Annotated in this window: 24 protein-coding genes, 2 pseudogenes and 1 riboswitch; of the genes and pseudogenes, 15 read left to right on the forward strand and 11 right to left on the reverse strand. The window is 60.9% G+C overall.

Annotated features, from left to right (window positions below; translation table 11 throughout):
• Positions 1-81 precede the first annotated feature (81 nt).
• From HRU92_RS15950 to HRU92_RS15975, 6 genes are all read right to left on the reverse strand, one after another.
• The gene (locus tag HRU92_RS15950; RefSeq protein WP_172121935.1) at positions 82-879 is read right to left on the reverse strand and encodes a hypothetical protein; all 798 of its coding nucleotides are present in this window, start codon (positions 877-879) and stop codon (positions 82-84) included.
• A 179-nt stretch (positions 880-1,058) separates the two neighbouring features.
• A complete protein-coding gene (locus tag HRU92_RS15955) occupies positions 1,059-1,547 on the reverse strand; it encodes a hypothetical protein (RefSeq protein ID WP_172121936.1) in 489 nt (162 codons plus the stop codon).
• A 117-nt stretch (positions 1,548-1,664) separates the two neighbouring features.
• A complete protein-coding gene (locus tag HRU92_RS15960; protein WP_172121937.1) occupies positions 1,665-2,501 on the reverse strand; it encodes a metal ABC transporter permease in 837 nt (278 codons plus the stop codon).
• Positions 2,498-3,352, reverse strand: coding sequence for a metal ABC transporter permease (locus HRU92_RS15965; protein WP_172121938.1), 855 nt, complete (start codon positions 3,350-3,352; stop codon positions 2,498-2,500). The genes HRU92_RS15960 and HRU92_RS15965 overlap by 4 nt, the downstream gene beginning before the upstream one ends.
• On the reverse strand, positions 3,349-4,224 hold the full coding sequence (locus HRU92_RS15970) for a manganese/iron ABC transporter ATP-binding protein (protein ID WP_172121939.1): 876 nt from the start codon (positions 4,222-4,224) through the stop codon (positions 3,349-3,351). Before HRU92_RS15970 ends, HRU92_RS15965 begins: the two co-directional genes overlap by 4 nt.
• Positions 4,221-5,117 carry a metal ABC transporter substrate-binding protein gene (locus HRU92_RS15975; protein ID WP_172121940.1) on the reverse strand — a complete coding sequence of 299 codons (897 nt, stop codon included), beginning with the start codon at positions 5,115-5,117 and terminating at the stop codon, positions 4,221-4,223. Before HRU92_RS15975 ends, HRU92_RS15970 begins: the two co-directional genes overlap by 4 nt.
• Before the next feature lie 523 nt (positions 5,118-5,640).
• On the opposite strand from HRU92_RS15975, the pseudogene HRU92_RS20605 reads away from it, so the two are divergent.
• Positions 5,641-5,799, forward strand: a pseudogene (locus tag HRU92_RS20605) (class II aldolase); the annotation flags it as partial.
• A gap of 659 nt (positions 5,800-6,458) precedes the next feature.
• The gene (locus tag HRU92_RS15980) at positions 6,459-7,094 is read left to right on the forward strand and encodes a hydrolase (RefSeq protein WP_173088505.1); all 636 of its coding nucleotides are present in this window, start codon (positions 6,459-6,461) and stop codon (positions 7,092-7,094) included.
• 18 nt (positions 7,095-7,112) lie between these two features.
• On the opposite strand, the pseudogene HRU92_RS20610 reads toward HRU92_RS15980, so the two are convergent.
• The 4 genes and pseudogenes from HRU92_RS20610 to HRU92_RS15995 form a co-directional block, all read right to left on the reverse strand.
• A pseudogene (locus HRU92_RS20610) lies at positions 7,113-7,285 on the reverse strand (LLM class flavin-dependent oxidoreductase); the annotation flags it as partial.
• Entirely contained in the window at positions 7,282-8,004 is a 723-nt protein-coding gene (locus HRU92_RS15985; protein ID WP_210259521.1) for an NAD(P)-binding domain-containing protein, read from the reverse strand. The pseudogene HRU92_RS20610 and the gene HRU92_RS15985, both read right to left, overlap by 4 nt.
• Positions 7,973-9,025: an LLM class flavin-dependent oxidoreductase gene (locus HRU92_RS15990; protein WP_210259522.1), complete on the reverse strand. Its 1,053-nt coding sequence runs from the start codon at positions 9,023-9,025 to the stop codon at positions 7,973-7,975. The genes HRU92_RS15985 and HRU92_RS15990 overlap by 32 nt, the downstream gene beginning before the upstream one ends.
• 105 nt (positions 9,026-9,130) lie before the next feature.
• Positions 9,131-9,964, reverse strand: a complete 834-nt coding sequence (locus tag HRU92_RS15995; protein ID WP_173088511.1) for an alpha/beta hydrolase — start codon at positions 9,962-9,964, stop codon at positions 9,131-9,133.
• Between the two features lie 541 nt (positions 9,965-10,505).
• On the opposite strand from HRU92_RS15995, the gene HRU92_RS16000 reads away from it, so the two are divergent.
• Positions 10,506-10,871, forward strand: coding sequence for a hypothetical protein (locus tag HRU92_RS16000; protein WP_173088513.1), 366 nt, complete (start codon positions 10,506-10,508; stop codon positions 10,869-10,871).
• Between the two features lie 167 nt (positions 10,872-11,038).
• Here the strand turns inward: HRU92_RS16000 and HRU92_RS16005 are convergent, their stop codons facing one another.
• Positions 11,039-11,323, reverse strand: a complete 285-nt coding sequence (locus HRU92_RS16005) for a GNAT family N-acetyltransferase (RefSeq protein WP_173088515.1) — start codon at positions 11,321-11,323, stop codon at positions 11,039-11,041.
• A gap of 223 nt (positions 11,324-11,546) precedes the next feature.
• On the opposite strand from HRU92_RS16005, the gene HRU92_RS16010 reads away from it, so the two are divergent.
• The 12 genes from HRU92_RS16010 (at position 11,547) to ribH (ending at position 22,688) form a co-directional block, all read left to right on the forward strand.
• Positions 11,547-12,467, forward strand: coding sequence for a LysR family transcriptional regulator (locus HRU92_RS16010; RefSeq protein ID WP_173088516.1), 921 nt, complete (start codon positions 11,547-11,549; stop codon positions 12,465-12,467).
• Between the two features lie 504 nt (positions 12,468-12,971).
• Positions 12,972-13,754 carry an AraC family transcriptional regulator gene (locus HRU92_RS16015; protein WP_248307164.1) on the forward strand — a complete coding sequence of 261 codons (783 nt, stop codon included), beginning with the start codon at positions 12,972-12,974 and terminating at the stop codon, positions 13,752-13,754.
• Between the two features lie 117 nt (positions 13,755-13,871).
• Positions 13,872-15,308 carry a glucose/sorbosone family PQQ-dependent dehydrogenase gene (locus HRU92_RS16020; RefSeq protein WP_173088518.1) on the forward strand — a complete coding sequence of 479 codons (1,437 nt, stop codon included), beginning with the start codon at positions 13,872-13,874 and terminating at the stop codon, positions 15,306-15,308.
• Between the two features lie 156 nt (positions 15,309-15,464).
• Positions 15,465-16,178 (forward strand): sensor histidine kinase, encoded by a 714-nt coding sequence (locus tag HRU92_RS16025; RefSeq protein WP_173088520.1) that lies wholly within the window; start codon positions 15,465-15,467, stop codon positions 16,176-16,178.
• A gap of 151 nt (positions 16,179-16,329) precedes the next feature.
• Positions 16,330-17,265, forward strand: a complete 936-nt coding sequence (locus HRU92_RS16030) for a pirin family protein (protein WP_173088522.1) — start codon at positions 16,330-16,332, stop codon at positions 17,263-17,265.
• A gap of 81 nt (positions 17,266-17,346) precedes the next feature.
• Positions 17,347-17,688, forward strand: coding sequence for a GNAT family N-acetyltransferase (locus HRU92_RS16035; protein WP_172125197.1), 342 nt, complete (start codon positions 17,347-17,349; stop codon positions 17,686-17,688).
• Between the two features lie 175 nt (positions 17,689-17,863).
• On the forward strand, positions 17,864-18,118 hold the full coding sequence (locus tag HRU92_RS16040) for a DUF2171 domain-containing protein (RefSeq protein WP_172125195.1): 255 nt from the start codon (positions 17,864-17,866) through the stop codon (positions 18,116-18,118).
• Positions 18,119-18,589: 471 nt separating this feature from the next.
• Positions 18,590-18,964: a PepSY domain-containing protein gene (locus tag HRU92_RS16045; protein WP_173088524.1), complete on the forward strand. Its 375-nt coding sequence runs from the start codon at positions 18,590-18,592 to the stop codon at positions 18,962-18,964.
• A 218-nt stretch (positions 18,965-19,182) separates the two neighbouring features.
• Positions 19,183-19,334: riboswitch (FMN riboswitch) on the forward strand.
• 89 nt (positions 19,335-19,423) lie between these two features.
• The gene (gene ribD / locus HRU92_RS16050) at positions 19,424-20,467 is read left to right on the forward strand and encodes a bifunctional diaminohydroxyphosphoribosylaminopyrimidine deaminase/5-amino-6-(5-phosphoribosylamino)uracil reductase RibD (protein WP_173088526.1); all 1,044 of its coding nucleotides are present in this window, start codon (positions 19,424-19,426) and stop codon (positions 20,465-20,467) included.
• The gene (locus HRU92_RS16055) at positions 20,448-21,056 is read left to right on the forward strand and encodes a riboflavin synthase (protein WP_172125188.1); all 609 of its coding nucleotides are present in this window, start codon (positions 20,448-20,450) and stop codon (positions 21,054-21,056) included. The genes ribD and HRU92_RS16055 overlap by 20 nt, the downstream gene beginning before the upstream one ends.
• Entirely contained in the window at positions 21,032-22,252 is a 1,221-nt protein-coding gene (gene ribB / locus HRU92_RS16060; protein ID WP_173088528.1) for a 3,4-dihydroxy-2-butanone-4-phosphate synthase, read from the forward strand. Before HRU92_RS16055 ends, ribB begins: the two co-directional genes overlap by 25 nt.
• On the forward strand, positions 22,245-22,688 hold the full coding sequence (gene ribH / locus HRU92_RS16065) for a 6,7-dimethyl-8-ribityllumazine synthase (RefSeq protein ID WP_173088530.1): 444 nt from the start codon (positions 22,245-22,247) through the stop codon (positions 22,686-22,688). The genes ribB and ribH overlap by 8 nt, the downstream gene beginning before the upstream one ends.
• The last annotated feature ends 15 nt before the right edge of the window (positions 22,689-22,703 follow it).

The raw sequence follows: 22,703 nt of genomic DNA on the forward strand, positions 1-22,703 counted from the left end.
TGCCCAGGACGACAGCTCAGGACGGATCCCGGCTCGAGGCCGGATTGACAGCGAGTTCCGGGGAGCGACAGCGGCCTTCTCTTAGTCCAGCGTGATGCCTTCGCGGTCGCAGAGCTGGCGCATGGCGCTGCCGGGAGGCGGTGCGGGCAGGGCGGCGCGGCCGCGATTGGTCAGCTGCGAACGCCAGAGATGGATGCTGAGGGTTTCGGGACGGAGCGCCGGGCCGACGCTGCTGCCGGGCTGCATCAGGGCCGGGATCTGCTCATAAGCGAGAGGATAAAACACCGGCTGGGGCTGCACCCGGTCGAGCAGATCGCGCTTGGCCATGAAATGGGTAAGCGCAAAAGGTCCCGTGGCGCCGAACTGCATCTGGTGGGGCAGCACTTTTTGCCCGAGCAGGCGCCGCGCCGCTACTTCGACTCGCCGGCCCAAGGGTAAGTGGGGCTCGAGCAGCGGCCGATTATGCGGCTCGAATATGCCCAGAAGATCCCCCAGGAGCGGGGCGTCCGCGGGAATATGCAACACGGCATTGTTGATCGAGCCGGGGCGCTCCCACCCCATCAGGTAGTCGGGGTTCTCCGGGAAGGGGCGCACGCAATAAACGTCCAGATCGGCATAGATGCCGCGCCCGGCGCGCAGAAGTTCGAGCCGGAAGCGGTCGGAAAATACCGCCGGTGTGCCGCGGTCCTTGTAGAACACCAGCGCTTCACGCCCGAGGATTTCGGCGGCGTCGCGCCGCTCGGCGCCCGGAGGCAGCTCCAGCGGATCAAAGCTGTAAACGGCGACGGAATGGCCGTGCCGCAAAAACGAGGTGATCGACAATCGCTCGAGCCAGCCAATGGGGCCATGCCAGAACGAGACAATGGGTGGCGCACTCACGAGGCTTCAGCGCTCATACCGGCAAGGCGAATGGTTGTTGGCAAGTCGTGCGGCGCTCATGCGTTGGTCCCCAGAATCGGGCGCAAGCTAGCGCTTTGGATGACGCCCCGCCAGCATTGAGGGTGGTAGTCAAATGGGGAAACGAACTGGCGCGCGGACCTGCCGCGCGCCAGCAAAGGCTAATTGGTCGTGGGGGCAGCGGACGCGCCGGAATTGGTGGTTGTTGCAGCGGGCGTTTCCGGAGCCGCCGAATTGGAAGCCGCGCCAGTGGTGAAGCCGCCAGCCTGACACGCTTCAATATCGATGCTGGCAAGGTCAATGCTGGTCGCCGGGGCAGCGGGGGTGGCTGGATCAGCAACCGAGCCTGCAGCATTGCTGTTGGAGGCGTCGGTCGCTCCGTCATTGCCGCCCAGGGGCGAGGTGCCGCCGATCGAAGGGGCCGAGGGGTTGGTGCCCGCCGTAGCGTCGGGGGTGGCCGCTGATGTGGCGGCGCTCGCCTGGCCGGTGCCCGCGGGAGCATTGTTGTTGGACAGCTCGTCGCAACGGGCCTGCACCGCACCCAACTGATCGGCGGGAACGTCGACGCCGTTGATCTGCTGGGCCTGCGCCAAAGCGGGGCTGCAGAGGCCCGCCGTCAACAAAACCAATGCGGTGGTGCGCTTGAACATGAATGTTTCTCCTCTTCCCTTGGGCTGTTTGCCGTTGGGTTAACGGGAGAGGGGGACAGGCGTTGCGAAAGGGCCCCACGCCATCACAGGTGATCGGCGCGGGGATATGCCCCGGGGTCAAACCGGCAGCGGCGCGGGGCGACGCGTGGTCCAGATGAAGGTTGCTACAAAGACGCCGCTGAGCAGCAGCACGATCGTGGGAGCGGGGGCGGAGTCGATGAAGAAGCTGAGATAGATGCCCAGGAGCGAGCAACTCACGGAAATAGCCGTGGCCAGCAGCATCATTGGACCAAAGCGCTTGGACAACAGGAAGGCGATGGCACCGGGGCCCACCAGCATGGCGACCACCAGCACGATGCCCACTGCCGAAAGGGCGGCGACAATGGTGAGGGAAAGCAGCACCAGCAGCCCGTAATGCAGGGCGCGCACGGGCAAGCCGATAGCGCCGGCCTGCTGGGGATCGAAGGTGAACAGGAGAAAGTCGCGCCATTTGGCGGCGAGCACGCCACAAACAAGGACCGCGATGATCCCCGACAGCGCCAGATCGCCGCCATCGACACCCAGGATATCGCCGAAGAGGATGTGGTCGAGATGCACATCGGTCTGGATGGCGGTGTAGAGCACGATGCCGAGGCCAAAGAGACCAGCAAAGACCACGCCCATCACAGTGTCTTCCTTGATGCGGCTATGCTCAGTCAGAAAGCCGACCGAAAGGGCGCAGCCCATGCCGGCGATAAAGGCACCGACGCCAAAGGGCAGGCCAATGATATAGGCGAGCACGACGCCGGGGAGCACGGCGTGTGAAATGGCATCGCCCATCAGCGACCAGCCCTTGAGCACCAGAAAACAGGACAGGAGCGCCGTGGGCACGGCAACCAGCACCGCAATCAGCATGGCATTGGTCATGAAGGGAAAGCTGAAGGGCCACAGGGCGTAGAGCCAGAACTCGCTCATTGCGCGATCTCCCGCGCCGCGCGACGGCGATTGGCGAGAATGCCGTGCTTGGGGGCGAACACAAAGGCAAGCAGGAACACGATGGTCTGGAGGCACACGATCACGCCGCCGGTGGCGCCATCGAGGAAGAACGAGAGATAGGCGCCGACAAGACTTGAAAGGGTGCCCACCAGCACCGCGATGGTGATGACGCGCCCGAACCGGTCGGCCAGGAGATAGGCAGTGGCGCCGGGGGTCACGACCATGGCGATGACGAGGAAGGCGCCCACGGTTTGCATGGCCGCGACGGTGGAGGCACTGAGCACGGTAAAAAAGATGACCTTGAGCAGCGGCGGGTTGAGCCCGATGGAGCGGGCATGGGATTCATCGAAGAACGTGACCATCAGATCCTTCCAGAGGAGGAGCATGACGCCTAGCGTCACCAAGGAAATGATCACCAGCTGCAGGGTTTCGTTGGGCGTGACGGCCAGGATATTGCCCATGACGATGGTCTGGATGTTGACCGAGGTGGGCGAGAGCGAAATCATGAAGAGCCCCAGCCCGAAAAAGCCGGTGAAGATCAGCCCGATCACCGCATCTTCCTTGAGCTTGGTGCGCTGGGTGAGAAACAGCATGGCGCCGGCCGCCAGACCGCCCGACAGGAACGCCCCGAGTGAAAAGGGCAGGCCCAGCATATAGGCGCCCGCGACACCGGGCACGATGGAGTGCGAAAGCGCGTCGCCGATGAGACTCCAGCCCTTGAGCATCAGATAGGCCGACAGAAAAGCGCAAACGCCGCCGACCAGCGCCGACACCCACATGGCGTTAATCATGTAGTTGTAGGTAAAGGGCTGCAGCAGCGCTTCGATCATGGCTCGGTACCCGATTGCTGCGTGGTCATCTTGCCCTTTTCGCCATACATGACGAGTGGCCGCTCATCGTCGGTGAGCACCGAGACCTGGCGCGGATCGTCATCGGCATGCAGGCCCTGCCCGGCGAGCACGAAATGGCGCAGGGCGCCTCCAAAGGTGAGTTCGAGATTTTCGCGCGTGAAGATCTCGGGAGTGGGGCCATGGGCGAGGACGGTGCCCTTGACCAGCACAGTGCGGTCGCAGAATTCAGGCACCGAGCCCAGATTGTGGGTTGAAACCAGCATCACCTTGCCTTCGTCCCGGAGCGCGCTGAGCAGGGCGATGATGGCGTCCTCGGTCTTGACGTCCACGCCGGTGAACGGCTCGTCGAGCAGGATCACCGCCGACTCTTGCGCGAGGGCCCGGGCGAGGAAGACGCGCTTGCGCTGGCCGCCCGATAGCTCGCCGATCTGGCGCTTGCGGAAGGGAAGCATGTCGACGCGCTCAAGGGCGGAGGTGACCATCTGGTGGTCAACGGCGCGGGGGATGCGGAGCATGTTCATATGCCCGAAGCGCCCCATCATCACCACGTCCTCCACCAGCACCGGGAAGTTCCAGTCCACATCCTCGCTTTGCGGCACATAGGCGACGAGGTTGCGCTTGAGCGCTGCCTTGCCAGACAGGCCCAGAATGCTGACCGAACCGGTGCTGAGGGGCACAAAGCCCATAATGGCCTTGAACAGGGTGGATTTGCCCGAGCCGTTGACACCCACAAGCGCGGTGATGGTGCCGCGCGGAATGGCAAAGCTGGCATGGCGCAGGGCGGTATGGCCGTTGCGATAAGCAACGGTCACATCGGCGACCTCGAGGCCGGGTTCGACAAGGGCATTCAAGGGCGCAACCCCGCAACGATGGTGGATGTGGTTACGGCAAGAAGATCAAGAAAGGTCGGCACGGGGCCATCGGGGTCCGACAGCGAGTCCACATAAAGCACGCCGCCATAATGGGCGCCAGTTTCGCGCGCCACCTGCTCGGCCGGCCGGGGCGAGACGGTGGATTCAGAGAACACTGCGGGGATGTTGTTGGCGCGCACAGTGTCGATCACGCGGCGCACCTGCTGGGGCGTGCCCTGCTGATCGGCATTGATGGGCCAGAGATAGAGCTCCTTAAGGCCAAGGTCGCGAGCGAGATAGGAGAAGGCGCCTTCCGAGGAGACGAGCCAGCGGCGTTCGGGCGGAATGGCCTCGATCTGGGCGCGCAGGGGGGCGATGGCGGCTTCGATCTTGGCGGAATAAGCCTCGGCATTGGCGTTGTAGGTTTCGGCATTGGCGGGATCGTGCTCGACGAAGGCGTCGCGGATATTGGCAACATAGGTCAGCGCGTCAGTGGGCGACATCCAGGCATGGGGATTGGGTTTGCCCTGGTAGGGGCCCTGGCCAATGCCAATGGGCTCGATGCCTTGGCTGACCACGACGCTCGGAACATCGGGCAAATTGCCCAGGAACTGCTCGAACCATTGCTCGAGATTAAGCCCGTTCCACAAGATGAGGTCGGCGTCCTGCGCACCCACGAGGTCGCCGGGGGTCGGCTGGTAGTTGTGGATCTCGGCGCCGGGCTTGGTGATGGACACCACTTCGGCAGCGTCGCCCGCAACATTGCGCGCCATATCGGCAATGATGGTGAAGGAGGTGACGGCCTTGAACCGATCCTGTGCCTGGGCGGGCAGGGTGGAGCAGAGCGCGGCAACGGCAAGCAGCACGGAAAGAAGATAGCGAGGCATAGGCATCCCAGGCATGTTTCAGTTGACCCTCAGAAGTTAGTGCAATTGCAAATCATTTGCAAGAGGCTTGGAGCGCGGAGCCAAATGCCGGGCTGCCCGTTGTTGGTTTAGGCAAAGTTTCGGCCAAGACTATGCTCCGTGCTTTTCAACCACCAGCTAAGCGCTTGTGGTCAGGGAGAAATTCGGTCCCGTGAACCGAACAGGCAAAGTTCCGACCAAAGGTCAGCTACTGAGCCAATTCGAATACCGAGCGGTACACCGCCTATTTCGAGCGAAACGCCGCATGTGTGAGCGAGCTCAAGACCATGCTCGACCCGCTCCCGCGTGTGGTGCTGGTTCACGGGGCTGCTGGTTGACGAAATCAATCAGCCGGCTCGGCATCCCTGTTTGCAGAACATCTGGTGGGCAGCATCCTGACGGGATTACTCGATCTCGATCTCGATAACGCCGCAAGCAGCCCAGATCGCGGCGGGCTGACGCAAGGGCAGATGAACCAAGCCACGGCGTCGCCGGCATCGCCAAGGGTACCAAAGCCGCGAGCATTGCAGATGACCTTGCCGAACAAACCTGTCGCATCGTGCACGCCGCCGAGCGCTACGGCACGTTTCGCCCCCTCGCGGAAGCCGATCTGTTCGACATGGAATACTGGTCGCTTGAACAGGCAAAACTGCAGGTGGAGGAACCCTAGACAGCGACAATTGTAGATGGAGGCTGCGAGAGCCGACTACCGAGGCCTTCGGAAAGCTGTCGTCCCGGGGCCTGCCTAGTTCTTGCGTCGGCGAGGCGGCAAAGGGGCCGCAAGGAGACGGGCCGCTTGTGGACGAACAAGCTGCTGAGCGGACATTCAAACTGCACAAATCTCGAGGGTAGCTTTCGGCCATGAAAAGCCATCCCAACGCAGTTGGATCCACGAGGTGCCTCGCCGCGACGTGGGCGGTCAAGTGTCCGGCCCTGCCAACGAGCGTCACGCCTTCGCGGAAACCGACAGGTCGAGGTCGCACGAGATGGCTGCCTGAAGGTCATCGGGCAGCATCTTTCTCCAGCCCCAGGTAGCGACCAGCTTCCGCAGCTTGCCTCCCAACTTCAAGCTGTTTCAGCCGCGTCATCTCAGCCGGCAGTAGGCCAGGCCGCCCCCCCCATCAAGTCGTCCGCCTGTCTCACAGAGCGGTCCAGATCTTCCTATTCCCTGGACCCTAGACACCACAGCAACAGATTGAAATTCGAAAGCGACCGCAAGATTGACACCTCTGCGGCAGCCTCTGCGCCGCACCGCACGAAAACGTCCGCTAGAGTTTTGTCGTCTAGCGCCGGATGCCCGGTGCACGATCCCTCACAGAAAGCAATACAATGTCAAACGATGATACTTTGCTCACTCCGGACAACCATGCGCTAATCCTGATTGACCATCAGTACCTCCAACTACTGTCTGTGCGCTCTCACTCCGTGCAGGAGGTTGTCTCAAATACTGTGATTACAGCCAAGGGAGCGAAGATTTTCGCGGTTCCTACACTTTTTACCACCGCGTTCGCTGAACGTGAGGAACTCGTCAAAGAGATCCAGGCGGTCCATCCCGATCAAGTGCCAATCGACAGGACTGGCCTGAATTCCTGGGATGATCAGCGCGTGGTCGATTGGGTGGAAGGGACCCGGAAGAAAAAGCTCGTTTTGGCGGGCCTCTGGACCGAGGTCTGTCTGGCGATGCCGGTGCTCTCCCTTCTGGCTGAAGGTTACGAGGTCTACATCGTCACCGACGCTTCAGGTGGCAGTAGCGCAGAGGCTCACGAGCGTGCTGTGCAACGGATGGTTCAAGCCGGGGCACGGCCAATCACCACTCAGGCTTACATCAGTGAACTGCAGCGCGATTGGAAGCATGAGAGCACAGCAGAGGACGTCGTCAACCTGGTCGTCGAGGCGGGAACCACTGCTGGCCAGGGGCTTCGTTGGGTATGGCAACTGACGGGCCTTAAGGAAGGTACTCGCTGAGCCGAAACATGAGCGCGCCGCCGGCGCAGAATCCAGGAATTCGGCGCGGTGGTGTTCGCCAATGCCGAAGAAATCGAGTCCCACGCTTTCCGCGAGCTCGATTTCTTCGATCACCCCGGTCGGCAGGGTCGGCACGGCTCCCGTAAGGGGATCGGGGAAGAGGGCGCGAAGCTGTGAATTCCTATTTTCATGCTGAGTCCTCTTGTTCCCTCGCGTAGAATGCAGGATTGCCTGGTGGCAGCATGAGCAATTCCGTGAGTTCGGCGGCGGTTAGATTGGCACCAAAGGCGGCCTCGCCCGGCTGCAGCCTGGCGCCGTCGGCAAGCGAGCCTAGATAGACCGCGTCAAAGCCAAGCGTGTCGATGAAGTCGGTAATTGCTGCGACATCCTGGGGTTCGTCGCCCGCCACAGCGATCGCCTTGCGAGCAGGCTGCCCTTTCGGGCGAGCCTGCTCATCGAGATCGTGATAGCCCATGTGGTTCAGCCCCTTCACCACTCGTGAGGATTGCAGGAAATCCTGCACAATCTCGCTGGTTGACCGAGCGGGGTTCTTCAGATCGGCTCTTTCACCATCGGTTTCCCACCAATAGTTCATGGCGTCGATGACCAGCTTGCCGCCGAGTTCGGCGACAGGAAGGCTCTGGTACTTCCCCAAGGGCAGGGCCAGGATCACGATATCAGCGCGCCTCGCCGCTTCGGCGGACCACGCCGGCTCGGCGCCTGGGACGAGAACTTCAACAGTCAGGGCGATTGCTGCGGGATCGTTCGAACCGGCGATCAAGACCTGGTAACCGGCTGCAACAGCCAGTCTCGCCAGAACAGTGCCAACCTTGCCGGCACCCAAGATGCCGATCGTTTTCGCGTTGCTGCCAGCCATGTCAAACCTTCGCGGCCGTTTTCCGGTCAGCAAGGAGCTCGCGCACACGCGGAACCACCTTGCTGCCATAAAGCTCGACGGCACGCAGACGGGCACTGGCCGACACTGTTCCGGCAGCGGAGTAGATGAGGTCAAAACGGCCAACATCCAACGTTGCAATGGCCTTGGCCATCTTAAGTGCGACTGTCTCGGGCGAGCCAACATAGAGTGAGCCCGTGTCCACATCGGTGTCGAAGTCTTCCTTGCGCAGCCGAGGCCAGCCGCGCAGAGCGCCGATGCGGTCGCGGATTTCCCGATAGCCAGGGTAGAATAGCTCCCGCGCTTCCTCGTCCGTGCGCGCGACAAATCCTGGCGAATGCATGCCCACGGGCAGGGCGAAAGTGCCGAACTGCTCGCTCGCTCTGCGGTAAAGGTCCACATAAGGGGCAAAGCGGGCAGGTTGCCCGCCAATGATGGCCAGCATCAGCCCGAAGCCATAGCGGGCCGTACGAATAACTGACTGCGGCGAGCCTCCAACGCCAACCCAGGTCGTCAGCCGCCCGGAATTAGTCTTGGGGAAGACGTCTGCTCGCGCCAATGCTGCCCGGGTCGTCCCCTGCCAGGTAACGGGCTTCTCATCGAGAAGCTTGTGGAACAGGTCGATCTTTTCCTCGAACAGGATCTCATAATCGTTGAGGTCGAAACCAAAGAGCGGGAAGGACTCGGTGAACGAGCCGCGGCCAAGGATCACTTCCGCACGCCCATTTGACAGGGCGTCGACGGTGGCGAAGCGCTGAAACACCCTGACTGGGTCATCGGAACTCAGCACCGTCACACCAGATGCGAGGCGGATGCGCGACGTCTTGGTCGCAATACCGGCCAAGACGGTTTCTGGGCTCGAGATCGCATATTCGGGACGATGATGCTCGCCAAGCGACACCACGTCGATGCTCACTTGATCGGCGAGGACCGCTTCCTTGACCGTGGCGCGGATGGCCTCGGCGTGGGACACGACATTTCCCTGATCGTCCCGCGGCAGATCGCCGAAGGAATCTATTCCAAACTCAACTTTCATGAGTGTTCTTGCCATTTCGCCACTTGCTTCGTGGTTGATCAAGCCAGGGTCGTGCGCGATGTGGCCGCGCAGAACCGTGGCCCTGCGGGCTACCTGCCGATCGCTTCAGGAACCGCGAACAAACGCGAGTAGATCGGCGTTGATTAGCTCGGGATGAGTGGCAAACAGCCCATGAGACAGGCCAGGGTAGGTTTTCACGCTGCCGTTGCGCACCAACTTAATTGCCTTTTCAGTGGAGTTCTCGACGGGAACGATCTGATCATCTTCACCGTGGAGAAACAGGACTGGAACGGAGATGGCCTTCAAATCCTCGGTGAAATCCGTCTCGGAAAAGGCGGCGATGCAGTCGTAGTGCGCCTTCGCACCGCCGCTCATGGCCTGGCGCCACCAATTGTCGATGAGCCCTTGATTGGCTTCGACGTCGTTGCGGTTGAAGCCGTAAAAAGGTCCACTCGGTACATCCAGGTAGAACTGGGCGCGGTTCCTGGACAGGGCCGCGCGGAAGTCGTCAAATACCTGCATGGGAATACCACCTGGATTGGTGGCCGACTGGACCATGACAGGCGGCACAGCGCCGATCAGGACGGCACCGGCGATGCGGCCGGGCTCTGCGCGGGCGGCAAAACGCGCGACCTCGCCCCCACCTGTCGAATGCCCGATGTGGATAGCGTGGCGCAGATCCAGAGTTTGGGCGATCAACGCCACGTCGGAGGCGTAGGTATCCATGTCGTTGCCGGTATCGGTCTGATCGGATCGGCCATGACCACGACGGTCATGAGCTATCACCCGATAGCCATGAGACAGAAAGAACAGCATCTGACTGTCCCAGTCATCGGCGCTAAGCGGCCAGCCGTGGTGAAACATCACAGGCTGAGCGTCTTTCGGCCCCCAATCCTTGAAGAAGATATTCGTGCCGTCGCGCGCGGTAATGTTTGTCATTGCAGGTAATCCTTCCGACCGGCTTGGTTGAGGGACGCTAGTGATCCGCCTGGTCCCTGCGCATAAGTTCCCGCTCCATACGAGCGGCCCAGCTTGCAATGAGGATGTTAGCGTCGCGACCGGATCGTGCGGCGCAGAACGTGCTGCTTAAGTGCCGATCTTGCGGGATCGCAGGCATCAGGCAGCCCACCAGCGGCCAGCGCCCTGCCTTGTCGCTCGGTTGCAGCATGGGCTAGTGCAGCATTCGCCGGCATCTCCAACAGTTTTTGGCCAGCCGGCGCTGGTGACCTTCTTGGCGGCGGAACGAAGCTGTGTCCTGCGGCATCCCGAGCATGGCTGCCGGATCAGCTGCCGGTGCCCGATCGATGGCGTGACCATGATGACCCGCAAGATCGGCACTTAAACAGCAGTTCTTACGACGCGGCACACTCCGCCAGCGCTTAGAAACGGCACTTCGAAGCAGGCGGTGCTCTCGTGTGGAGCAGAGTTGCCTGCGAGACGCTGCCCGGTTGCGGGCCGCACCAAACACAAAGGAAATTCGATGTCTCTTAAGATAACGGCCAGCGCTGCGCTGGCTTTGCTGCTGACTTCGCCGGCTCTAGCGGCGCAGAGCTTGGCCGATGACAACGAGATCAATGATCGTCCTGTCGCGACGATCATCGCCACCTTGTCTGCCCGAGGGATCAAGGCAACGGCAGTAGAGCAGTGGGGGGACGGGGTCCTCAGCGTCGAGGTCAGGAATGCAAGTGGTTATAGCTTGCTGCTGGTGGACGAGGATACTCTGCGCCCCCTCACCGAAACGCGGATCGTCGGTACCGAGCTGAGTGCCGGTGCCGCACCCATTCCGCGTCCGCAGCGGCTGACGCACGGGACGCCTCAATCGTTGATTGAAAGCGACGATGAATGAACTTGCCTAGCCTGCCTGGCTCGGAGAGCCAGGCAACTCTGCCGCGCAGGCAGTGAATACAGCACCAATTCTCAGAACAGTTGAACGGCGCGCGGACCGCCTCTCCCGCAAACCTCTGAAGGTTGGTCGAGGCGGAGCGTTTGATCGCACCGTTTCGATCCACGATCCTACCCAACCACGATGTCGGCGTATTCAGGATGGCGGGCGTAGAATGCGCCCATGAACGGGCAACGAAGGACGGCCTTGCGACCGGTCGCTCGAATGTCGTCGAAGACACCGCGCGCGAGTTTGGAACCGAGCCCCTGTCCAGAAAATCTCTGGGGCACTTCAGTATGGGTGAGGATGACTTGTCCATCCTCGACCCGGTAATAGGCGGCCGCGATCTCGCCCTCGCTGCCATCGATCGGCAGCTCGAAACGATGTTGGGCTGGATTGTCGATGACTATGCTCATTGGTTGTTCGGTTCCTTTTAAGCTAAGCGTCCTGGGCACTGGCCGGTGCAATGCTTTGCAGGGATCGCTTCGGCCATCAACTCCCCGTGCGGGTTGATGGGCTTTGGCGTGGCGCGACGGCAGATGTCGGCAAGGATCGACGGGCTCTCGATACTGCCATCCAGGTTCCTGGCAGCATAGTGCACTGATCTGCCAAACCGTGTCACCAATGGGGAACGCCGAGTTGGACATCGATGATGTTGTGACCTTTGTGGAGGTTGCCGATGCCGGAGGGGTTTCTGCCGCCGCACGCCGGATGGGAGTTTCAAAGTCAATAGTCAGCCGACGGTTGATACGCCTTGAAGCAGAACTGGGCGTGCAGCTGCTTGCCCGATCGACCCGGGGCGCCGCCCTCACCGAGGCTGGGGTGACATTTCGGGACCATGCGGCAAGGATCAGGGCGGAGTTCGAGGCGGCCAAGGATACGATCCTCCCCACAGGGGAGCTTCGCGGGCGTCTGCGCATAGCCTTGCCATTGTCGTTTGGGCCCACCCACTTTGCTCCGGTGCTCGGAGAGGTGGCTCGACGCCATCCTCAACTGCACATTCATTCCTTGTATAGCGATCGCCTGGTTGATCTGATTGCCGAGGGCTTTGACTGCGCGATCCGCGTGGGCACGCTCAGGGATTCCAACCTGATCGCCAAGCGGATTGGCCCCATCTATGGCAGACTGGTTGCCAGCCCTGGCTACATTGAACTGAATGGATCGCCCAAGACACCCCAGGAACTCACGGCGCACGAGGCCCTGATGCAGGGCACCGAGACCTGGCACCTGATGGACGGCAACAAGGTGGTCGCGGTGCAGCCGCAAGGGCGCTTCAAAGCCGACAATGGCTTGGCACTCACCGTTGCTGCAGTTGCAGGCCTTGGCATAGCCTCGTTGCCGGATTGCCTGACGCACAGCTATCTTAGCTCCGGTGCGCTCGTTCCGGTAATGACGGACTACCCACCTCCCGCAGCAGGCGCCTATGTGGTTCGCCCACCGGGTCAACACCTCTCACGCAAAGTGCGGGTCTTGACCGATATGTTGATCGAGCATTTCAAGCACAACCCGGAGCTCTGGGGTCTGGATCAGGCGAGGCCGCGCCCGGCAGTTGATTACTGACGTCACCGTTGCGTGGCGGGTGCAACGTCGAAGGGCTTGCTCGCTATCAAAAGCCACCGCTCTCGGCCGCCTTGTCCCGAGCGTTCCGCTTTGCGCGACACAGTTGCACGTTTTGCCGGCCTAGATGGGCTGCAAGCAGCCCTCTAAGTCGCAGGCCAGCGCGCGCCGCCACATGGTGGTCAAAACTGACTTAGCGGTGCCGCGGCTCGGAGCAGACCGTCATTCCAGCTGATATGCCGCAGCTGGGGACCTGATGCAGTGAGCACACCGCTGGCGCCGAGATCAAAGCAACACTGCTAGCGACAGCAACGAGAGATATCACTGTGAGCCATGTGCTGGGGAGGCGGCCTAGCCGCGCCGTTGAATATACTCAAACAAGCGGAGGGGTATATTCGTCGCTGGCGCATTGGTACAGTGAAGGCCCCCGGGCACCCTTTGTGCGCTCGATGAAATCGCCCGGCGGCATCCTCAATATGCTGGAGGCGGCGCAACCGGGCGGGAGACATGTTCGACCCCGCGGTGCCAGACCTTGCCCTGTATCAAGATCTACGCGGCGGCACTCGCATAGCGGGGAACCTTGGATGGGGCAATTTCAATAAGACGCTTGCGAGGGGCAACTTCGTGGTCGCTGCACCGAACTTCGCCCATCACACCACAGCTGACGCAAACCATCAGATTCGCAATCTGTCGTTTCCTTTGCTGCATTGGAAAAAGGTGCTCGATGAAGCCGCAGAAGGTCGGTTCTCGTTCGACGACCTTGACCTGCGGGGTGGGCCAATTGACTCGCCAGTTATCAGCTCGGCGCTCCAGAAACTTTGGAGCCTCAGTCATGAAGAGGGCGCGCCGTCGCGTTTGCTGGCGCAAGCCGCGGGCTGCGAGATCTTGGCGGAGCTGTGCCGGTTAGGCGGGGAACCGTTCGCGCCCCCAAGAGGTGGCCTCGCTCCCTGGGCGCAACGACGTTCTCTAGAGCTGATGCGGGCACGGCTCTCGGAAGACATCAGCCTCGAGGAGCTCGCAGCCGAGGCTCGGCTGTCACCATTCCACTTCGCCCGCATGTTCAAACAAAGCATAGGGGTGCCGCCCCGGGTCTACTTGACGCGGATGCGCGTCGAAACGGCTTGCGAACTCCTCGAGATGACGGACCTTCCGGTCACTGATATCGCTTTGGAGGTTGGTTACTCGTCTAACCAGGTACTCGCCCGAGTTTTTGCCAAGCATCGGCACATGAGCCCGACTGAGTATCGTCGGGTCGTTCGCGATCCGATCTCCTCCCTGGAAGTTTCCTGAAACCGGAGCAGCAAGATCGGCGCGGCCGCGGCAAGCCCAGCGCCGCTTCCGGCAGTTGCGGCTGCTAGCTTTTGGCAGCGATCACTTCAATCCGAGCTCAGCAGGAAGATACTCAACATGAAACTTTGGAAAACACTCTATCTCTCAACTGCTTTGGCGGCCCTGGCACTTGCGCCCGCTGCCGCGCAACAATCCCCCCAGGATGTCACGGTCGCCGAGTTCCCATTTGCCAAGGCGGTGCTTGCCGAGGGCTTGGGCAACCCCTTCGAAATAAGGCTCGGGGCAGACGGCTGGCTTTGGGTGACCGAACGGACAGCCGGGAAGATCACCCGGATTAACTTGGAGGACGGCACGACCAAAACAGCCTACGCGTTCAACGTGCCCGAAGTGTTCGAGGTGGCTGAGGTCATCCAGGGCCAGACCGGAGTGATGGGGTTTGCATTCCACCCCGAGTTCGGCAACGGGACCGACCAGGTATTTGTGTACCACACCTACCAGGATGCTGAACGCACCGACCCGACGCAGCTGGACGAGAAAGCTCCGTTCCATCGGCTGTTCAACAAGGTGGTCCGTTTCGATTACGACGCGACAACCGGCACGCTTTCCAACCCGACCGACATCCTGACCGGAATTCCGTCCAGCAACGACCACAACTCAGGGCGGATGCAGGTCGGTCCCGATGGAATGATCTATCTGACGGTCGGCGATCAGGGGCATAATCAGCTGATCAATTGGTGCCGACCTATCGAGTCCCAGACACTGCCCACAGCAGCCCAGCTCGCGGCGGAAGATCACTACGCCTATCAGGGCAAGGTGCTCCGCATGAATCTCGACGGCAGCATTCCGGAGGACAACCCGGAGGTCGATGGTGTGCGCAGCCATGTGTACAGCTACGGCCACCGCAATCCGCAGGGTCTCTCTTTTGCCGCGGATGGGACGCTCTACGCCAACGAGCACGGTCCGGATTCGGACGATGAGATCAACATCATCAAGGCGGGTGGCAACTATGGCTGGCCCCACATCGCTGGGCAGCAGGATGACAACTTCTACCTTTATGCTCAATGGGGACAAGCATCTGAGCCCTGCGGCGGCCTTGATCCGATCGGCCCCTCACAGGGAGCGCCTGACGTTGTGCCGCAGCAGGCGGAATCCGAGTGGCAGGCGCCAGAAAACTACGTGATGCCCATCGCCACGATGTTCACGGTGAGCGAGCCGCTGCCGGGATGCGAGGACTTCGCTTATCTTTGCCGCCCAAGTGTTGGGCCGTCCTCAATCACCCTTTACGAGCAGGATAGAGTGCCGGAGCTCAGCGGGCGTTTGATGAGCACGACGCTGAAGCACGGCTCCATCTACAGCATCGACCCAGCCGCCGAAGAGAACGGGTTCACGCGCTACTATCTGGGTGCAAACCGTTTGCGGGATCTCGAGATTTCCGATGACGGCGGAACGATCTATCTCGCCACCGACTTGAGCGGCGGTGTTGTGGATCCCCAGGGAGGGGTGTCCGAGACACCTGAAAATCCCGGAGCGATCTTGGTTTATACGGCCAAGTGAGAGGCCGGACACCGCCGGACAAACGGCTTGGGACGGCTGTCTCCTTTGCGCCAAGCTGATTGAGGCCACCCCTACAACTCCGCGGTCGAGAAGATGAGGACCGCGGAGCCGCCGGCGGCTTTCTGAGGCCCTTGAGGCCTTTTTCCGGAAACGCAAATGACAAGTTACGAACAAGCGCGACTACATGACGGGGCGGAAGCCGTGTTCGCTCAGTTGGTTCTAAGCTACGCCGACGCCAACCACCGAATTGCCAATTCGCTGCAACTTCTGGTGGCAACGCTCCAGAGGCAAGTTCGCTCGGTGAGCGACGAGTTGGCCCGAGCCGCGCTTGTCGATGCGTATCAGCGCTTGACTGCCGTTGGGACGCTGCATCGGCTCCTTGCGCATAGCGGGTCGAATGAAAGCCTTATGCTAGACGAGTTTCTGGAAAGGCTGGTCGAGGCGCTTCGTGATGCTTGGACGGAGCCATCTTCACGGGACGCTGTACGATTATTTTGTGTGGCGATTGCCTTGCCGAAGGTTCAAGTCATCCAGCTCGCCATGATTATCAGCGAGCTCGTGTGCAATTCACTGAAGTACGCTTACCCCCCTGATGCAGTTGGCGAAGTCAGAATAAGCGTCACACTCGAGCATCCTGCGTCACTCCTGGTGAGCGTCGAAGATGACGGGTTCGGCTTTGGCAACAGTCCGGTGGCGTCAGGCTCCGGAACGGGGAGGCAACTCATCCAGTCCATCGCGGCAAACCTTCCGGCAAGTCTCGAGCAGCACGAGTTAGAGGTTGGAACCCGGGTGCAACTTCGGCTTCATCTGCCGCTCCTTGGAGAGGAGGCGCTGCGGCCAGGTGCGTCGGATTTCGTTACCGGAGAATAGGTCCAAGCCCGGACAGTGTCCGCGATGGCACGTGCCGATTTTCGCGACACAGCTGAACCGATCGCAGGTCTAGTGACGCCCACGACTGCGCAATAGGAATCCCCCCCATATCACCTCGCCTGTGACAGGCTCGAAGGAGAGTATTACTAATATGAGCTGGAACCCAGCACTCGAACCGGGCTGCCCCGATCGGGTCTCTGTCGACGCAATCGAAACCCTTATCATCCCGCGCTCCCGCGACATCGGAGGTTTTGAGGTGCGACGTGCCTTGCCAGCGCCGAAGCGGCAGATGGTTGGTCCATTCATCTTTTTTGACCAAGCAGGACCGGCCGAATTGCTTACGGGTCAGGGCATCGATGTTCGCCCGCACCCGCATGTGGGCCTCGGCACTGTGACTTACCTGTATCGCGGCGATTTTCATCACCGCGATAGCACGGGCGCCGACCAGATAATTCATCCTGGTGAGTTGAACTGGATGGTTGCCGGACGTGGGGTTTCCCACTCGGAGCGAACCAGTGCCGCAGCACGGAGCGGGCCAAACAGCCTCTTTGGGATACAAACCTGGCTCGCCTTGCCTGACCGTTATGAAGAAATGGCACCCACATTCGAGCACCACGGCAAGGAGGCGCTTCCCCACATCCAGGACAGCGGTGTCTCGGTCCGGCTGATCCTTGGTCGTGCGTATGGCGAGCTTGCGCCGGCCAGAATGCTCTCGGAGACCTTTTATGCCGATGTGCTCCTTGAGCCGGGAAGCCGGATGCCGATGCCCGACGAGCATGAAGATCGCGGGATTTATATCGTCCAGGGCTCGGTCTCGATTGCCGGTCAAGAGTTTCAAGCGTCCCAGATGATGGTTTTCCGACCGGGCGACCGGATCACCGTCGCTGCCGGCGAAAACGGTGCTCGCCTGATGATCCTGGGCGGCGCCACCCTACCTGGTCCCCGTTATATTTGGTGGAACTTTGTCGCCTCGTCCCAGGAACGCATCGAAGCGGCCAAGGCGGACTGGCGAGCGCAGAAGTGGGGCGAAGGGCGGTTCGACCTGCCGATCAACGACCGCGACGAGCACATTCCATTGCCGGAGTAGCAATCAGCAACCCACCGCAGTGGCGGGTCTGGGCAGTGCCAAGACATCGAACATGTCCACCAGAAAAACGGAGACTTTGCAATGAGTGACGACGAGCGCCGAACCGATCGGACCCAGGATATGCCGCTTGTCCCTGGTGGGAACGTAGTGCGCGAGGACGAAGGATCCAAAGGTCGCTACAGCGTGGCTGTCGACGGCTTCGAGGCCGAAATGACCTATAGGCACGCCGGGGAGAGATTGATCATCATCAATCACACCTTCGTCCCCGATGAGTTGAGAGGCCGCCGAATTGGAGTGAGTATGGTGCAGCAAGCGGTTGAGGACGCTCGGCGCGAGGGGTTTTCCATTATCCCACTTTGTCCCTTTGCTAAGGCGCAGATCAATCGTCATCCGGAATGGCAGGACATCCTGATGCGTTCATAGGCACTCCAGGCACAGGATTGTCGAACCTAGCTGCGGCCACCATTCGTCGTCACACGCGCCTTGCGCGTGCCCCAGTTGGCCGCTCCGGAAGCCCGGAGCCTTGTCCGCAGCCACTGTGTAGACCCCTAGAGATCGGCAAGTCAGCCGAAACATGTAAGATTCAAAAGGAGATAAAATGAGCGACCTTTCAACAATTGCCAAGGGAATGACTGTTGTCGGCGCAGACGGCGTCAAGGTGGGCCTGGTTGCGGACGTTGCGGGTTCCAGAATTAAGCTGGAGTCTGTTGTGGTCGACAATAACGCTGTCCCAAGCCTCTACATCCCGGGAGGATTGGTTGCCCATATAGAGGGCGACGTCGTTCGACTGACCGCAACCGGGGCCAATGTCATGCTGTTCGATGAACAAGAAGATGGCACCTTGGCTGACTGACGCGGTGACGACGTGCTGCGCCCTGTTCACGCGTAAGACGCGCGCCAAGCACCTGCTTGGCGTCCATGTTCCGGGACTGAATGGACGGCCAAGGTTCTGCCTGGTCGTCCTTTCAAGTGTTCTGCCACTATCTCAGAGTGGCCGGGGCAACAGGTGCAATCTTCCACAAGTCCCTGACGCTTTTCTTGTCGCGAGCCTGTGTTGGGCGCCATCTGCGACAGGCTACGCGCGAACGCCAGTATGGGCGTGGCCTTGCTGCCAAGGCACGAGGCACCGCGCACTTAGAGCCCCACGTCCTGGAAGAGACTGAAGTAGTCAGCAGGTCCATCTCGCTCAACAGCGCGACCGCCAGGCCCACTTCCCGGCAAGTCCTTATTGTCTGCGGGGAGAGACGATCAATCCCTTAAACGCAGCTTATTCCTCGGCCTGAGCCTCCCTAGGTAAGTGCGAACAACACGAAAGGAATTCTCGATGTTTTCCATTATCAGGGCCACCGCTGCTGCCGCTTTGCTGCTGGTGTCTCCTGCGGCCCTCGCCGCACAAAGCCTGTCGACCGATAATGACGAGATCAATGGTCGTTCGGCCGCAGCGATGATGGCTACCCTGTCCGCCCGTGGGATCAACGCTACGGCAGTTGAGCTATGGGGTGACGGCGTGCTCAGCGTCAGTGTCAGGGATGCAGACGGCGCTCACCGATTGCTGCTGGTGGACGAGGATACGCTGCGCCCGCTCGAGATTGCGCCTCAAGTCAGCACTGAACTCAACGTGGGCGTCGTGCCCAGCGCTAGTCCGAGGCGCTTGACCAACCTGGCGCCGGAGTCCTTGGTCGAAGACAAGGACGACTGAAGCCGTACAGGACTGCCTCGCTGCTGCGAGACGGTCCTGGCGCTTGGAGCACACAGGCGGGAGCAATTTTGCCGCAAGCCGAAGGCACCAGCATGACTAGTACCCGCGCTCGCAAGCAACTCGCCAGCCAGGTACTGTGCCGTTACCGCAAGGCAGCGTGGGTGGTTACGCCTCTGTGCCCACTTGATCCCCACGCCTGTGTGCCTTTATTCAACTAATTGAGTTCTCAGGGCGGGGTGAAATTCCCCACCGGCGGTAATTGTGTCTTTCGGCACATCAGCCCGCGAGCGCCTATCCTCTTGGGGATGGGGACAGCAGATCCGGTGCAATTCCGGGGCCGACGGTATAGTCCGGATGGAAGAGAACCAATGATGTGCACGCGCGCTTTCCGATGACCGGATTTCGCGCGTTGCGTCGTCATTTGCCCTGAAACTCCTCGAAAGTGACGAGGAGAAGGGAATGTACCAAACTACAACCATCCCACATACTCGGCCTGAGCACGTTCTTCGGGCCTTTTCGCACGCTCTGGAGGCGGCGCGGGCCCATGAGGGGGCAACGGCTCCAAATCCTCCGGTAGGCTGCGTTCTGCTGGATAGGGCGGGGCAGGAATTGGCCGTGGGGGCCCATCGTCGGGCCGGAATGCCACACGCAGAAATCGAGGCCATCGCGAGCGCCCGCGCCCGCGGCAAAGCCGATAGCATCAGCACGATCGTCGTGACGCTCGAGCCGTGCAACCATCATGGACGTACACCACCCTGCGTTGATGCAATCCTGGCCACCAACGCCCAACAGATATGGATAGCCTGCCGCGATCCCAATCCGGATGTGGCGGGTCGCGGAGCAGAGCGGCTGCGCGCGGCCGGGCGCTCGGTGCACTATTTGGCGGACTTAAAGCTACCCGGAGCAGAGTTCCTGCTCGCCAGTGCCGAACGCCTCCTTGAGCCATTCGCGAAGAGGAGTCTGACTGGGCTTCCTTTCGTCACCATCAAACAGGCCGTGTCGTCTTGCGGCAGTATGGTTCCGCCTGACGGCCAGAAGACCTTCACCAGTCCGGCATCGCTTGAACTGGCACATCGTCTGCGCCGTAGGGCCGACGCGATCCTTACCGGCTCAGGCACTATCCTGGCTGACGCACCGCTGTTCACGGTGCGGCTGGTCCCGGACCATCCGAACAAGCACCGTATGCTGGTGGTCCTTGATCGTCGCCAGCGGGTTTCTGCCGGCTACCAGGATTCCGTCGAGCAGCGTGGTTTGGCCGTCTACCGGGCTGATCAGGTGCACGAAGCGTTGGAAAAGATCGCCTCCGCAGGGGGCATGGAAGTGCTGGTGGAAGCCGGGCCGACCTTAACCGAACACCTGCTCTCGTCCGGCCAGTGGGACGAACACGTGCTGATCGAGCAGTCAGCAAATTCGGACGGCACTGATAGGGTCACCATTCGCCGCAACGCGGCCACCCAGTTTCACCTACACCGAAAGGAAATCGATGTTCTCGGGCATAATTGAACGCATGGGGCGCGTGACGCGGGCCTCGACCAGCGGCGGTTCGCTTGAACTCGAACTACAAAGCGGCATCACAGACCTTTCCCTCGGCGAAAGTGTAGCCGTTGATGGGGTCTGCTTAACCGTCACCCAGTTCGATGATACCGGCTGGGCCCGGTTTTTTGTCAGCCCTGAAAGCCTGGCGCGGACCAATCTTGGTCGCTTAGCCGTTGGCGATCAGGCCAACCTGGAGCGGGCGGTAACCCTTAACACCCGGCTTTCCGGACACATGGTGCAGGGGCATGTTGATGGGCTCGCTCGGTTGGCGGAACGGCAAGAAACCGATGGCGCTTGGCGGCATGTGTTCCTGCTTCCGGAAGCTCTGGCACGCTACTGCGTGGAAAAAGGTTCGATCACCCTCAACGGCATCAGCTTGACGATCAATGGGGTTGAGCCGCGCGAAGCGGGGCTCGCGGTGATGGTGACCATCATCCCGCATACCTGGAACCACACCAATCTGCACGCCCTCGCCATCGGCGACGACCTCAATGTCGAGGTCGACATTATGGCCAAATATGTGGAGCGCCTATGTCTGCCATATCTCGAGCTCTGACTGAATTGCGCAACGGCGGCATGGTGATCCTCGTCGATGATGAGGATCGAGAGAATGAAGGCGATCTGGTGGCTGCCGCCGAGTTTGTAACTCCTGAGGCGATCAACTTCATGGCCCGGTACGGGCGTGGCCTGATATGCTTGGCGCTCGACGGGGAACAGGTAGATCAGCTGGGTCTGGCACCCATGGTCGCCCATAATGAGGCTCGGCGCTCGACCGCCTTTACTGTCTCGATCGAGGCCCGCGAAGGGATCACCACCGGGATCTCAGCGTATGACCGAGCACAGACCATCCGGGTCGCCGCCGACCCAAAGGCTACAAAGACCGACATCGCCTCGCCGGGTCACGTTTTTCCACTACGGGCGGCCGAGGGTGGTGTGCTGTCCCGCAATGGCCACACCGAAGGCGCCGTGGACCTGATGCGGCTGGCAGGGCTGCGGCCGGCCGGTGTGATCTGCGAGATCATGCGCGACGATGGGGAGATGGCCCGGCGGGTCGATCTGGATATCTTTGCCCAGGAACACGGCTTGCAGATCCTCACTATTCGGGACCTTGTCGCCCATCGCCTCGCCCGTGAGACATTGGTCGACGAAGTTGCCCGGTCTGAACTGCCAACCGAGCACTCGCCAATCCCTCTGGAAGTTCGGGCATTCCGTAGCCGCGCTGATGGGACCGAGCATCTGGCCCTGATCAGAAATCCACTGTCAGGTACTCCGCTGGTGCGCATGCACTCCGAATGTCTCACCGGCGACGCCTTGGGGTCACTCCGATGCGATTGTGGACCGCAGTTACGAGAAGCATTGCGCCAGATCGCCACCGGGGACGGAGGGGCCTTGATATATCTGAGGGGGCAGGAGGGTCGCGGCATCGGTCTGGCGAACAAGATCCGAGCTTATGCCCTTCAGGACCAGGGCCAGGACACAGTTGATGCCAACACGGCATTGGGTCTCCCGGCAGACGCTCGCACATACGCAGTTGCCGGCCACATCCTGCGCACGCTCGGTGTCAACCGCTTGCGCCTGTTGTCGAACAACCCGGACAAGGTGCTGTCGCTAGAAAAGGTCGGCATCGAGGTCGCACAGCGGATGCCGCTCGAAATACCAGCCAATCCGTACAACTGGCGCTATCTCGCCACCAAACGGGAAAAGCTGGGCCACATCTTCACTGATCCCGAACAAGAGAAGCAAAATGTCTGATGCAATGCCCCGCCTCGCCCTGGTTGTCAGCCAGTTCAACCCCGAGGTCACAGAAGGCCTGCGGGATGGGGCGCTGGCCTATCTGAGCGCGAACGGGATTTCCGTCAACCCGGAGAACATCTACTCGGCTCCCGGTGCTTTCGAGATCCCGCTGATAGCCAAACGGCTTGCTCAGACCGGCTATGATGGCGTGATCTGTTTGGGTTGCGTGATCAAGGGAGATACGGCCCACTTCGAATATATCAGCGAAGCGGTTGCTCACGGTCTGATGCAAGCGGGCCTCGAAACGGGAAAGCCCCTCACTTTCGGGATATTGACCACCTACACCGATGAGCAGGCAATCGTGCGGAGCCGCGCTGATGAGCACAACAAGGGAAGGGAAGCGGCTGTCGCCTGCGTTGAAGCCCTCAAAACGCTTGGCGCTGTGCCCCGATAGCGTCCCGCTCCGGCA

It is taken from the genome of Devosia sp. 1635, from assembly GCF_013185955.1.
Taxonomy (GTDB): Bacteria; Pseudomonadota; Alphaproteobacteria; order Rhizobiales; family Devosiaceae; genus Devosia.